12 protein-coding genes are annotated in these 13,028 nt (G+C 62.7%); 1 reads left to right on the top strand and 11 read right to left on the bottom strand.

Going from position 1 to position 13,028, the window contains the following annotated elements; all coding sequences use genetic code 11:
- Nucleotides 1–11: 11 nt before the first annotated feature.
- The 8 genes from soxA to ACNJX9_RS28910 are packed head-to-tail and all read right to left on the bottom strand — an operon-like array spanning nucleotide 12 to nucleotide 6,180.
- Nucleotides 12–791 (bottom strand): sulfur oxidation c-type cytochrome SoxA, encoded by a 780-nt coding sequence (gene soxA / locus ACNJX9_RS28945; protein WP_439405400.1) that lies wholly within the window; start codon nucleotides 789–791, stop codon nucleotides 12–14.
- Nucleotides 788–1,105 carry a thiosulfate oxidation carrier complex protein SoxZ gene (gene soxZ / locus ACNJX9_RS28940; protein WP_439405398.1) on the bottom strand — a complete coding sequence of 106 codons (318 nt, stop codon included), beginning with the start codon at nucleotides 1,103–1,105 and terminating at the stop codon, nucleotides 788–790. Before soxZ ends, soxA begins: the two co-directional genes overlap by 4 nt.
- Nucleotides 1,105–1,563 (bottom strand): SoxY-related AACIE arm protein, encoded by a 459-nt coding sequence (locus ACNJX9_RS28935; protein WP_439405396.1) that lies wholly within the window; start codon nucleotides 1,561–1,563, stop codon nucleotides 1,105–1,107. The genes soxZ and ACNJX9_RS28935 overlap by 1 nt, the downstream gene beginning before the upstream one ends.
- 8 nt (nucleotides 1,564–1,571) lie before the next feature.
- Nucleotides 1,572–2,003, bottom strand: a complete 432-nt coding sequence (soxX, locus tag ACNJX9_RS28930) for a sulfur oxidation c-type cytochrome SoxX (protein WP_430648657.1) — start codon at nucleotides 2,001–2,003, stop codon at nucleotides 1,572–1,574.
- A 13-nt stretch (nucleotides 2,004–2,016) separates the two neighbouring features.
- A complete protein-coding gene (locus tag ACNJX9_RS28925) occupies nucleotides 2,017–3,300 on the bottom strand; it encodes an FCSD flavin-binding domain-containing protein (RefSeq protein WP_439405395.1) in 1,284 nt (427 codons plus the stop codon).
- A 46-nt stretch (nucleotides 3,301–3,346) separates the two neighbouring features.
- A complete protein-coding gene (locus tag ACNJX9_RS28920; RefSeq protein WP_439405393.1) occupies nucleotides 3,347–5,530 on the bottom strand; it encodes a molybdopterin cofactor-binding domain-containing protein in 2,184 nt (727 codons plus the stop codon).
- Nucleotides 5,531–5,542: 12 nt separating this feature from the next.
- Nucleotides 5,543–5,992, bottom strand: coding sequence for a (2Fe-2S)-binding protein (locus tag ACNJX9_RS28915; protein ID WP_439405391.1), 450 nt, complete (start codon nucleotides 5,990–5,992; stop codon nucleotides 5,543–5,545).
- Nucleotides 5,993–6,027: 35 nt separating this feature from the next.
- Nucleotides 6,028–6,180 carry a hypothetical protein gene (locus tag ACNJX9_RS28910; RefSeq protein WP_439405390.1) on the bottom strand — a complete coding sequence of 51 codons (153 nt, stop codon included), beginning with the start codon at nucleotides 6,178–6,180 and terminating at the stop codon, nucleotides 6,028–6,030.
- A 234-nt stretch (nucleotides 6,181–6,414) separates the two neighbouring features.
- On the opposite strand from ACNJX9_RS28910, the gene ACNJX9_RS28905 reads away from it, so the two are divergent.
- Nucleotides 6,415–8,610, top strand: a complete 2,196-nt coding sequence (locus ACNJX9_RS28905; RefSeq protein ID WP_439405389.1) for a hypothetical protein — start codon at nucleotides 6,415–6,417, stop codon at nucleotides 8,608–8,610.
- A 160-nt stretch (nucleotides 8,611–8,770) separates the two neighbouring features.
- Here the strand turns inward: ACNJX9_RS28905 and ACNJX9_RS28900 are convergent, their stop codons facing one another.
- The 3 genes from ACNJX9_RS28900 to ACNJX9_RS28890 all read right to left on the bottom strand — a co-directional run bounded on the left by ACNJX9_RS28900 (nucleotide 8,771) and on the right by ACNJX9_RS28890 (nucleotide 12,996).
- On the bottom strand, nucleotides 8,771–9,817 hold the full coding sequence (locus tag ACNJX9_RS28900; protein WP_439405388.1) for an alpha/beta fold hydrolase: 1,047 nt from the start codon (nucleotides 9,815–9,817) through the stop codon (nucleotides 8,771–8,773).
- 170 nt (nucleotides 9,818–9,987) lie between these two features.
- Nucleotides 9,988–11,421: a DUF1254 domain-containing protein gene (locus ACNJX9_RS28895; RefSeq protein ID WP_439405386.1), complete on the bottom strand. Its 1,434-nt coding sequence runs from the start codon at nucleotides 11,419–11,421 to the stop codon at nucleotides 9,988–9,990.
- Between the two features lie 663 nt (nucleotides 11,422–12,084).
- Nucleotides 12,085–12,996, bottom strand: coding sequence for an MBL fold metallo-hydrolase (locus ACNJX9_RS28890; protein WP_057753418.1), 912 nt, complete (start codon nucleotides 12,994–12,996; stop codon nucleotides 12,085–12,087).
- Between the last annotated feature and the right edge of the window lie 32 nt (nucleotides 12,997–13,028).

Genomic DNA, 13,028 nt, shown 5'->3' with positions numbered 1-13,028 from the left:
TAATTTGAGCGTTACGGTCGCACCGCTGGCGTTTCCAGCGGCATTCCGCGGGCACGCGACATCAGATAGAGCTCGAGAGCGACCAATTCGGGCGCGCCGTAATCATAAGCCTGGGCGCGGACGCCGACCATGCAACTGCGCAGGCGCCGCTCCAGGGATCCCAGCGTCTGCCATTCCAACCGATAGAGCGGATAGCCGGTCGGCTGCCCTTGCGTGATCGGCGAGCCCGCAAGGTGCTTGTCAAAGTTGTCGTCATGGCAGTTGGTGCAGGCCAGGTTGAGCTGTCCCTCGCGCTGCATGAAGAGGCTGCGCCCCTGTTCGACGAAAGGTTTTAGCTGTGGATCGTCGCCCGCGGTAATCGCAACGCCGCGCGACTGACGAGCAACGAACGCGGACAGCGCCAGGATGTCGTGGCTCTCGTAAGGCAGGGGGCTCGCCTGCTGATGATCGGCACGGCAGAGGTTGATGCGCTGGTCGAGCGTAACGGGGCGCCCCAGCGTCTTGTCGAAGGTTGGATAACGCGCCGCGACGCCTTTCATGCTGCTTCGCGCATCGCCGTGACAGTCTGCGCACGCTTTATCGGCGCCGCCGGCCTTCTTGCTCCACAGCGCCTCGCCGTCGAGCACAAACAGCATGCCTGGATTGGAGGTATCGTCATCCTGCATGGCGCGGGTGTCAGCACCCATGAAGGAATAGCCGGAGCGGCGCGCATCGGCCGGGATCTCACCGGCGAGCAGGGCAGAGGTCGTAGCGACAAGCGTCGCCACTGCTATCGCGTGCCATGAGATCATTCGACCGTGATCGATGCCGATGCGGTGGACGAATAGCCGTTGTCGCCGATCCATTCGAACTCGAGCTTGCCGCTCTCTTTGGCGATCGTAAAGAAGGACAAGTACGGGTTGGCGGCGATCGCCGGAAACAGATCGGCGCGAAAGATCTCGGTGCCATTGTAGCGGCAGGTGAAGCTCGTGATGATATCGCGCGGTACCAGCGCGCCATCCATGGTGTGGCGGAAGCCGGTTTCCATGATGTGCGAGGTCAGCGCGCGGATCTCGATGATGTCGCCGCGCTTGGCCTTCGAGGGGACATTGATGAGTGCCGTCATCAGTTCACCTCCTCGGTGCAGGCGGCGAGAGTCACGACAACATCCGCCGTGACCTGCCAGAAGCTGTCGTCGGAGAGGCGGGCGATCGCGACCACTTTCTGGGTGTCGGCAAGCCGGATCCGCGTCGAGATTTGCGCGCGGCCGCAGGACGGGTTCAGGTAGAAAGTTCCGATGTTGGGCTGCGGGTTCTTCTCGTTGAAGATGTGGATGCTCTTGACGTAGTCGTCCGCCGTCATCGGACTTGTGACGCTGACCGTCATCGGCACCGTGTTGCCGTTCTCGACCAGCGGCGGAATGTCGAGCTTGACCTTGCCGGTGCGAATGGGGGCTTCGCCGACGATGTTCCGGATCGCACTGCTGAGCATCGCAGGCGTTGCTTCGGCCGGCCGCAGCGTGACGATCGGAATGACCGTAACGCCGCCAGCCAGGCTCAAAAATTGTCGTCGCGTCGTTGGCATAAGCGGTCCTAGTCGCGAAGGGTGGCGAGAAAAGCCACGATGTCCTCGATCTCTGCGGCCGATAGTATCGGCTTGCCAGTGAAATTGCGTCCGACGCGGACGAGGCCGTCCGCACGGTAGTAGGACGGCATCATGGTGGCCGGGTTGAAACGCGAGGCGTCAACCAGACGAAGCCGCAACTGGCTCATTGTCCAGCGGTTCCCCGTGCCAGCGAGATCGGGCGCCAGGTCGCCTTGGAACCGCACTTCCGGGAAAGGACCGGAATGGCAGAGGAGGCAGGTCGTCGTGCGTGTCGCCACCAGCGTGCGTCCCCGCGCGGCGTCGCCGGGGGCGCCGGTCAGCGATTCCGGAATGCCGTCGCCGACGATCTTGTAGGGCGCGAGTCCTTCGGCTTTCGCGCACGCGATGACGGCGAGACCGGCGGCAATCAACGTGGCCATATGGGCGATCGACCTAGCCAAAGGTGTCCGCCGTGATGGTTTGAAACCAGCGCTCCGCCTCCGCCGCTTCCCGGGTGCGCAGCTCACGCGGCGCATCGACCGGGCTCGTAGTCCCGCCTTCGACCTCGGCAAAGATGTCGCCCCTTGGCTGGTAATTGCCCGCGAGCGAGAAGCCATAGCCGGGTGCGACGATGTTGTAGCAGACGCCGGTCAAGCGCGGCGCTTCCGGCGCACGATCAGCGAGCAGATTGACGATGGCGGCGGCGCACGCCTTGCCTTGCGCGCTCGCGGCCGCTGCTGATTTGGGGATGCCGCCGCCGAGGCAGGCGTCGCCGATGACGTGAATATTCTTGACGAGCTTTGACTCGAAGGTGACAGGGTCGATCGGGCACCAGCCGGTGGCGTCCGCAGCGCCTGCGATTTCGGCAATGCGCCCAGCGCGCTGCGGCGGGATGACATTGGCAACGTCAGGGGTGTAATTGCCGAATTCGGTGACGATGGTCTTGGTGGCGGGATCGACCGAGGTAACGCGACCGCCTTGTGACAGGCCGATCCGTTCGATCATGTCTCCGTACAGCTCTTTCCACGCCGTCTCGAACAGCCGCTTCTGTGAGAAATTGTCCTTGGCATCGAGGATCAGCACTTTCGAGCGCGGCTTCTTCGTCTTCAGATAATGCGCGATCAGGCTGGTGCGCTCGTAGGGCGCCGGCGGACAGCGCGAAGGGTTGGCGGGAATCGCGATGGCGACCGTGCCGCCATCGTCCATCGCCTCCAACTGCCTGCGCAGCAACAGCGTCTGCGCGCCAGCCTTCCACGCGTGCGGCATTATTTCCGATGCGGCCTCGTCATAGCCGGGCAAGGCTTCGAAATGGAAGTCGATGCCAGGCGAGAGCACGAGGCGATCATAGGGCAGCGCGACGCCGTCGGCGGTCATGACGCTGCGTTGCTGCGGCTCGATAGTGGTCACTGCATGACCGATCACGGTGATGCCCTCGGCGGCGAGCTTGTCGTAGTCAAACTGCTGCGCTTCGATGTCGCGCAGGCCTGCGATCACTAGGTTGCTGAAAGGACAGGCGGTGAAGACCGCATTGGGTTCGATCAGGATGACTTGCAAGTCTGCCTGCGCCCGCTTGAGCGCGCGGGCGCAGGCAGCCCCCCCGAAGCCGCCGCCGACCACGACGACGCGGCCCGTCGATTGCGCACATAAGAGCGATGGCCGCGCCAATGTCGCGGCCGCGGCGGTGATGCCGAGCACGGCAGTTCGCCGTGTCATCGGTCGCGCGGTCATCAGGATCATCCAGTCAAAATGCCGCGGCGGCCCTCATGGCCGCCGCGGTGCTTCCTTAGGCAAAGGTGATGTTCTGGTCGCGCAGCGGCACGGAACGGATGCGTTTGCCGGTCGCTGCGAAATAGGCGTTGAGCACCGCCGGTCCCGCAACGCCGATGGTCGGCTCGCCGACACCGCCCCAGAAGCCGCCACTCGGCATCACGATCGATTCCACCTGCGGCATCGCCGCGATACGCATCGAATCGTAGGTATCGAAGTTTGTCTGTTCGACGGCACCATCCTTGACCGTGATGCCGCCATAGAACAGTCCGCTCAGGCCGTAGACGAACGACCCGGCAATCTGCCGTTCGATCTGGGCCGGGTTGACGGCATAGCCGGGGTCGGTCGCCGCAACGATGCGATGCACCTTGATCTTGGTGCCGTCGGTGACGGAGATCTCCGCGGCCGCCGCGACGTAACTCCCGTAGGAGGCGAAGTGCGCAAGTCCGCGGTAGATGCCCTGCGGCGGCGCGTTGCCCCAACCGATCTTCTCGGCCACGGCCTCCAGCACCGCAAGATGCTTCGGATGGTCCTTCATCAACTTGCGCCGGAACTCCAGCGGGTCCTGCCCTGCCGCGTGCGCCAGCTCATCCATGAAGCATTCGACATAGATGGCGTTCTGGTTGACGTTCACCCCGCGCCAGAAGCCCGGGATGATGTGCGGGTTGCGCATCGAATGCTCGATCAGGAGATTGGGCAGCGAATATCCAAACGGTGCATCGCCCTTGGCATTGAGGCCGGCGAAGGTCGCCGGATCCATGCCGTTGACCAGCGCCTCCGGCCGCAGGCTCGCCAGGATCGACTGGCCGGAGATCCGCATATGGAGTGCCGTCAGGTTGTTGTCGGCATCGAAGCCTGCGGTCAGCTTGCATTGCGTGACCGGATGGTAGCGGCCATGCGTCATGTCCTCTTCGCGCGTCCACAGCAGCTTGATCGGTGTGCCCGGCATCTGCTTGGCGATCAGCACGGCCTGCCGCACATAATCGGTCTGGCCGCGCCGGCCGAAGCCGCCGCCGAGCAGCAACTTGTTGACGTCGCATCTCTCGGCCGGAAGTTCTGACGCTTCCAGCACGGCGGCGAAGGCCGCCTCGCCGTTCTGCGTGCCACACCAGACCTCGCACTTGTCGGCCGTATAGAGCGCGGTGGCGTTCATCGGCTCCATGGTGGCGTGGTTCTGGTAGGGATAATTGTAGACGGCTTCGACCGTCTTCGCCGCACCGGCGAGTGCAGCTTTGGCATCGCCATTGGAGTTGCCGACATAGGCCGGACCGCCATCGAGGCCTTCGGCCAGCCACTTTGCGATCGAGGCGCTGGAGACCTTGGCGTTCTCGCCTTCGTCCCAGGCAATCGGCAGCGCATCGAGCGCGGTCTTGGCGTGCCAGAACGTGTCGGCCACGACCGCAACCGCGGTGTCGCCGACCTTCACCACTTTCTTCACACCCTTCATGTCGGCGATCTTGGCTTCGTCATAGCTCTTCAGCTTGCCGCCGGTCACAGGGCAATCCTTGATCGCGGCGTTGAGCATGCCGGGCAGCTTGACGTCGATGCCATAGACGGTGGTGCCGGTGACCTTGTCCGGCGTGTCGAGCCGTTTCACGCCCTTGCCGACCAGCCGCCAATCCCTGGGGTCCTTCAGCTTGACGTCGGCCGGCGGCGTCAGCTTCGCCGCGGCTTCGGCGACCTTGCCGTAGGTCGTGGTCTTGCCCGACGGCGTGTGGGTGATGATGCTGTTGGCGGCCGTGCATTCGGCGGCCGGCACTTTCCACTCATTGGCTGCGGCCTGGATCAGCATCATGCGCGCGGTGGCGCCGCCTTTGCGCACATAGTCGTGCGAGGCGCGGATGCCGCGGCTGCCGCCGGTCGAGTAATCGCCCCAGACGCGCTTGCGGGCGACATTCTGGCGGGGCGAGGGGAACTCGGTGGCGACCTTGGTCCAGTCGCATTCGAGTTCCTCTGCGACGAGTTGGGCAAGGCCGGTCAGCGAGCCCTGACCCATCTCAGAGCGGGCGATGCGGATCACCACGGTGTCGTCGGGTCGGATCACGACCCAGGCATTGACCTCGGGCGAGCCGTCAGCCGCGCGAACCACGGTCGGGCCGCCGAACGGCAGGTCGAAGCCGATCGCGAGGCCAGTGCCCACAGCGGCGGTGCCGATCACGAAGGCGCGGCGGTTCATCTTGGGAGCAACGTGCTTGTTCATGGGCCGGCTCCCTTATGCGCTTGCGATCGTGTGGATTGCCTCGCGCACCTGCTGGAAGGTGCCGCAGCGGCAGATATTGGTGATGGCCTCGTCGATGTCGGCGTCGGTCGGCTTCGGCTTCTCGCTCAGCAGCGCCGCTACCGCCATGATCATGCCGCTCTGGCAATAGCCGCATTGCGGGACGTCCTGAGCGATCCAGGCCTCCTGCACCTTGTGCAGCGTGGCGCCAGAGGCGAGCCCTTCGATCGTGGTGATCTTCTTGCCCTCGGCCTCGGCAACCGAGATCCCGCAGGAGCGAGTGGCGACGCCGTCCATGTGCACGGTGCAGGCGCCGCATTGCGCAATGCCGCAGCCATATTTGGTGCCGGTCAGGCCGGCATTCTCGCGGATCGCCCAGAGCAGCGGCGTATCTGACTCGACATCGAGCGTGAAGTTTTTTCCGTTGATTGTTAGGTTTGCCATCGCAAGTCCCCTGATTGGCCCATCCACCGATGGACTCAGTGGCGCAATGTGTCCGGCAAACCGGAACCTTTCAAATCAACAGTCTGAGGGATCGCCACGAAGATTTCCTCGGTGGCGGGAAGATTGTCGATCGTGCGGTGTTGTGCGCATTTTGGGATGGCCCACGAAGGCTCGCGCTGGATGAGCAATTGCCGGTTCCGGTCGTTGCCGCCGGCGCGGCCGCAGCGCAAAATCAGGCCTGACGTCCCCCGAATTCAGGGCTGCGACTGTGTGCCGCTCGCTTGACAGCGGAACAACCTGGGGGTGATCGTTTCCGGGACAACAGCGGGGCGCCATCGATTGCGGCGACCCCGGCGGATTTCCAGGCCTGTCGGCGATCAAGATCGGCATTGCGACGAGAATAGCTTTTTCGGGGGTGCGGCATGTCAAGGAAGGTGATCGGCTGGTCGGTCGCGGCGTTCGTCGCGATTGCACTTGTCTTCAACTATCTGCCCTCGTTGGTCGCCGACTCCATCTACAAGAATGTCGACGACATCACTGATGGCGAGATGCCCGCCACCGTCACCTCCTTTGAGTCGGGACCGGATATCGTCAGCACGATTGGTGGCAGCGGGGAGGGGTTGAATTGCAGCCTTCCTGCTCTGACCAACGTCTTCTTCGATGGAAGCAGGGATTCCAGGGGCAAGCGTCATCTCGTCCTGCAGCGGTTCCGGCAGGCCTGCGTGTTCCATGACCTCTGCTACCGCCACGGCCTCGCCACCTATGGCTATAACCAGAACGATTGCGACCGCATCCTGCAAAATGCGGCGTTCCGGCTGTGCACCTATATTCGCAACGGCAGCGGGACCGGCAGCGCGACGCGCTGCCAGACCGATTCGAAGATGGTCCTCGCAGGCGTCAGCATGGGTGGATACAACGCCTTTCGCGGCTGGGATCGATCGACCTATTTCGAGTTCGAATCCGATCCGTTCCGCTCGAATGGATTCCAGGCGAGCCGCGTCGTGGATCATCCGTTCAAGGCCGTGGATCCGGTCAAATATCGCAACGATCCGGACCAAGTCATCCTGTCGTTCGAGAACGTTCGATCCGATATCGCCGTAACCTGCATGACTTGCGGACAACTTCCGGTGTTCGAATACACGCAGGATCCGAACGAGGTCGACGCCGAGCTGCGCTCGGTCGGCGTGACGAAGCTGCCCGAGGCATTGCTCAAGCGCGAGCCGATGCTGTCGGAGACGGTGCCGATCTGGCTGCCGCCGCGTCGTCATCATGCCGCGCCGCATTTGTTGGTGGACAGCGCGGGCAAGCATCATCTGATCTGGATGAGCCGTAACAATCGACAGGACACGATGTCCTGCATCGTCGGCGCGGATGCCGCGCGGCTTCTCACCAATACGCTGCCTCGGCGGGATCTCTGCTCGAAAGATGCCGGTTCCTCGTTGAGCATGGTGGAAGTCGACATGTTCGCGACGTCTCCACTGCCGATGGAAATTCCGGGCGCGAGCGACCCGATCTACGCGACCGCCATCAGCCCGCAGAAGACGATCGACAATGATCTCAGCTTCTGCTCGCGTTCGGCATCGAGGCCAATCGATCAATCCGGTCATGACGACCAGTCCAAATGCATCCACTTCTCCGGGGACGACGTCAGCAAGGGTGCAGCGCTCGGCGCGTTCCAGGACTTTCAGGTCATTCGTCCCGGACAGCAGATCGTCTTCGCGCGGGATGTCGACCAGCGGACGAACTCGCCGCTGACGGCGATCTGGCAGCGTGTGCTTGGCGATACCTTTTCACCTGCTGGTGCGCTGCTCGTGATCGACGTCGCGCCACCGGCCACGCCCAAGGGACCTGCGTTGGCCAAGCTGAAGAAGATCGTCCGGTTCAATATCGACGATCGCTTCGATCCGATGATGCCGATCACGCGCAAGCTCGACGATCTGCGTTTCCTGAGCCTGGAGGCATCGAAGCAGACCGTGCGCCTCCGGACGATCGATTTCGCCAAGGATAATCCCGCCGTCGGTACTGTCCGGCTGACGATGGGTGCCAGGGACCTGGATCTGGATCGCTCCTGGGCCGCACGGCCCGTGATGGTGCTGGAGACCCGGGATGCTCAGCCCAAGACGAAGCTGGTGTTCTCGCGCGGTGAGATCGCAATCGACCCCGACAAGCCGGTCTCGCCGGATGCGACGACGGAAGCGCTGACATTGCAGACGCTGGTCTTCGAACGCGACGCCGCGGCGCCTTCGGATGCGCCATTCGTGAAATCGGCCGGGGCGGCCTGCAGGATCACCTATGAGTTTGCGCCCGGTCATGCCGACTGGCCGTGCTATCGCGCCTTCGAGCCTGATCGTACGATGCGGGCCTCACCGGCTGCGCGAATGCAGGCCTCGCAGATGCTGATCGGGCATTTCTCGAAGAGCGCCGGCCACGCCCTCGCGTTTCCCGATGCCTGCCTGAAGTCGGAGCCGATCATTCTCAGCCCGCAAGGGGATACGTTCATGCCAGTGAGCGGGTCTGCGGGCTGGGCAGGTCCACCGAAGCTGCGGCGCACGATCACATGCGAGCCGCTCGATACGGCCACCGTCGTCAGCCAGCCGATCGCGCAAAAGGCGCGCTGAAGCACGGCCTGCTTCACCGCCAATCGCACAAACTCGAAAACAACCCCATGCACAGTAGAAGGGCCCTTAGGACAAGGGCTTTTTCAGACGTGGACGCGACGACACCTTGAATCGCGTCGACGTTGACACGTCGGGCAAAACACCGGCACGACAGCCGCCATCAAAGCTTTTTACACTGAAGCCAGCTGCGGATGGCCCCGATGAGTTCTGCCTTGCGTTCCAGCGGCAGCCAATGCCCGGCGGGCAAGTTCATTATAGTAAGGTCTGGGCAGGCCGCGCGCATCGGGTCACCTTGGTGATTTCCGGTGATGCTGCAGATTTGATCAAAGTCGCCGTTGACGAACAACACCGGGTGCGACAGGCGGCCGCCATCGGGTGCCTTGCGCGCGTAGGCGATGTTGGCATCGTCGTTCAGGTACCACGCACAGGATGGACGGAAGCCGTGAGCCCCAAACGACTGCACCAGCACGTCGAAGTCCCCCGGCGGCCAAAGAGCCGGATCAGGTTCGGTCGGCGGGGCGCGGTGTGCGGCGCCAAAGCGCCCTCCGTTGCGCGTAACCGTTGCGTTCGGCGAAGGCTTGCCTGTCGCAGCGGGGTCGCCCGGCCGAAAGATCGACGCCAGTGACGCTGCGAGGTTTGCATCGAGGTCGGCGACGGCCGCCTCGAAGTGCGTCGTGTAGTAACGGTAGTAGTCCCATTGGCCGTCCGGATATTGGTCAGCCGGGTAAATCGTTCGGTCGACAAGTGGGACGATCGTGCGCAGGGCGTGCCCGTCGGGTTGATACGCGAGCGAGGTCAGCACGACGCCCCGGCTGCGCCTCGGCTCATGCGCGGCCAGCTCGCCAACCACGACACAGCCCCAGTCGTGGCCAATCCAGATCGCAGGCTTGCCGCCAAGGTGGTCGTGGAGCTCCGCCATGTCAGCCACGACGTCCTCGATGGTGTAGGCATCATTGTCCGCAGGCTTAGAAGAGTCGCCATAGCCGCGCAGATCGGGCGCGACGCAATGCCAACCGTCGGTGGCAAATGCATCGATCTGAGCGCGCCACATCAGACCGATGCTCGGCCAGCCATGGGCGAAGATCATCAACGGTCCGTCGTCCGGCCCGCTTTCGATGTAGTGCGTTGTCTGACGAGGCGAGCTGAAACTGCGTTGGTTGAGTTTTGGTCCGGCTCCAGAACCGATCGATCGAAGTGGGTCTGTCATGGTCGAACCAATCCGGTCGAATTCAGATCGTTCCCGGACGCGAGCAGCTCCAGGCTTCACAACGCTTCCCGATTGAAACGAAGCGGCCGCTGCTTCTGCTCCACCCTCATTGGCGGACGCTTGGACAGCAAAGGAGGTTGCCAGCCTCGGGCCAATAGCAGTCAAACCTGCTATTGCGCGCCAAGTCCGACTGTTGGTTGTACCCGCGAGACAACCGGCGGAATCCAGCGTCCGGTCAACACCTCAGACTTTGGGCCGTAAACCCGCATGGTGAGGTTGAAAGGCCCCTTCGGAGCAGGCAGCCAGTTGGCCTCCTTGTCCTTGCCTGGGCTCTCGTTTTGAAAGTAGAGCGTCAAAGAGCCATCCGTGTCGACCTTGAACGGCATCCAGCTGCTCACAGCAAAGCGGTTGAGCGCGTTTGCGACCTGAAATCCCTCTGAATCATACAGCGTGATTGACCAGAATGCCTGTGTCGGCGGCGTCGCGCCCTTCTCGAAGGTGATTGTGTATTTGCTCGACCCGTCGAGCGGTTTGCCGGTTTCATCGCCGAGATTGAGCGGGTAGATGGCATCTTCGGGCAGATTCGCCCCAAGACCTACTTGGGCGACGATCGCGCGCTTAAGGTAATAATTTCCGTAGACACCCATCGTGTCGGTATTCATCGACCAATAATTCGCAACGCGGGCGAGTGTTGGCACTTTCCAGGCCATCAACTTCTGTGCGGTCTCCGGCGCAAGTTCGACGGCTTTCCTGACCGCAGGTGCAAGGCCGGTGAAATCAAAGGTCTTGCCCGGCTCGATGCCGATCCGTCTCATCTGTGCGATGATCGGCTGATCGGTGGCGTGCGGGGGATGCAGCTTGAGAAGTTCGGCCGCATAGGCAAAGTATTTTTCCCCGCTCATGGTGTCGACCTGAGTCTTTGGCGGAGTCTTCACATCGACGCTCCGGTCAATGATCTGCTGGACTGGCTTGAGGGCCTGCCCCCATCCGGACAGGGGCGTTATCTTGTAGTTCGCCTGAATCCGTCGCACCGCCTCGTAGTCGGGCGGACCATCGGTCTTGGTGCGACCAATGATCCAAACGTAAGGCGTTGGCGCTCCGATCCGTGTCATGCCGGCTGGAATCGTGCCGCTCCAACCCGGCGGCGTGATGAGAAAATTTCCCGCTTGCGTGCCCGTGGTGCGCCAGCCGGGCGATGCGAAAACGTCGGTCCACATATCCAGCATGGGCATCAGATAGTAGCGCCCGCCAGTGTCAGGCACCGAGAGCACCAATGGTTCTGTGGTGAGATCGAGCCAGGCGGAAGAGTAGAGTGTGTCGAAATTCGGCCGGACAACTGCTTTCATCTCCGCGGGCGGAAATGCCGGGATGTTGACGAATGCGTTCATCGGGCCGCCGATACCGGTGCCAGGCTCCGAGTTGACGAGCTGCTTTCGAGTCACGTCCATGGATATCAGCGGGTAGAAATAGATATAGCTGTCGGCGGCAATAGCGATCGCCTCCTGCTCCGTGATGGTTGCCGCAGCCTGCTGGGCCGCCGCCGGCGCGACGAGCGCTGCACTCAGCAAGAGTGCTGATGAGAACGCGACTAGCACCCGATTCATGATTTACTCCTTCCCTGCAATCCCGGCCGTCGCATCGGTCCTGGACACAGGTCGGGGCATGTTTGCTTCGAACCTGTGTAGACCAACCCACTAACGTGGTTGTCTGAATGGCCGGCCTAAGAAATGATGGTCATTAACCCGGTGCCGTATTTGACTCAGATCAACGGATGTCCGCTCCGACGGTGCTGGGCGCGAAATCGTTGACATCACCACTGAGACCCCTTGGGGCATATCAGCCTCGGATGGTACGACCAAATTCCAAGTGTATGCTGAGCAGCTACAATCTGGCTCGAATAGCTAGCAGCCTTCGTCCGCCTCGGGTGCTCCTGACAGCTGACATATCCTCGGCCGTGGGATGCGGCGGCGATGGGCCAATAGGACATTCGCTACTATGGAAAAAGCCGCGCCACTGTCCTTATTCGATCACCTCGTCGGCGATCACGTGAAGAACACTGAATCCCTGGCCTTGGGCGGGACCTAAGCTTTGCATCTCCCCTTGGGATTGGAGGTAGGAATTGCGTGTGACCGCGGAGCGGGCGAATTTCCGACAAACCTCCCCCGGCGTCAGGCTTGGCTGCAACATACGGTCGGAGAGGATGCAGCAAAGCCCGTTTCGCGCGCGCTTGCTCATGAGCGCGCGCCAGGTTGCCCTTGCAGGAGCGATCAGTAATCCCAGAACACCGGCACCCAGCGGAAGGCATCGCCGGCGATTGCGACATGGCCGACTGATGGGAACGGCATATGCGTGGCCACCAGCAGCTCGCCGCTTTCTGCAAGGTCGCGCAAGAGGCGGACGCGAACGCGCGCCGCCTCTTCGGGATCGTGCTCGAAGCCGTTGTGCCATTCGGGCTGGTCGAACCCGACGGCAAACACGGCGTCGCCGGCGAATGTCAATGCGTCCCCGCCGGACGCCACACGAACCACGCTGTGTCCGGGTGTATGGCCGCCGGTGCGGCGAACGATGACACCGGGTGCAACCTCGTGCTGCGCATCGAACGGGCGTATCTGGCTGCCGTACATCTTCACGAACTGCCGGGCAGCGGCCCGAAGCGCATCCGGGAATCCCTGCGGCATGTTGGTGTGGGTGAAGTCGGGCGCTTCCCAGAATTTGAGCTCGGCTGCCGCGACGTGGATGCGCAGGTCCTTGCGCAGCCGATCCTTCACGCCGTCGACCAGGAGGCCGCCGACATGGTCCATGTGCAGGTGGGTCAGCACCAGGTCGGTCACGGATGCGAGATCGATCCCGGCGGATTCGAGCCGTTTGATCAACTGACCGGCCCGCGGCAAGTGCAAATTCGGGTCCGAGCCCAGCCCGGCGTCGATGAGGATGGTCTTGTCGCCGCTTCGCACCATCACTGCGTTGAGGGCCCAGTCGAACGCGTCCGGCGGCAGGAACATGTCCTTGAGCCAGCTTGCCCGGCTTGCCGGATCGGCGTTGTGCGCCAGCATGGTGGTCGGCAACGGCAGCACGCCGTCGCTGACGACCAGGACGTCGATCTCGCCGATACGGACCGCATAGCGCGACGGGACGAGCTCTTCGGGTTTCGATTTCAGGGAAGCGTTGTGCAGATTCATGTTGGTCTCCTGTTGAAGGTCGCTGATGGCGA

This window comes from Bradyrhizobium sp. BLXBL-03, assembly GCF_051853015.1.
Taxonomy (GTDB): Bacteria; Pseudomonadota; Alphaproteobacteria; order Rhizobiales; family Xanthobacteraceae; genus Bradyrhizobium; species Bradyrhizobium manausense.
Note: the sequence above shows the minus strand (reverse complement) of the source record. Positions and strands in the feature narration are given on the sequence as shown.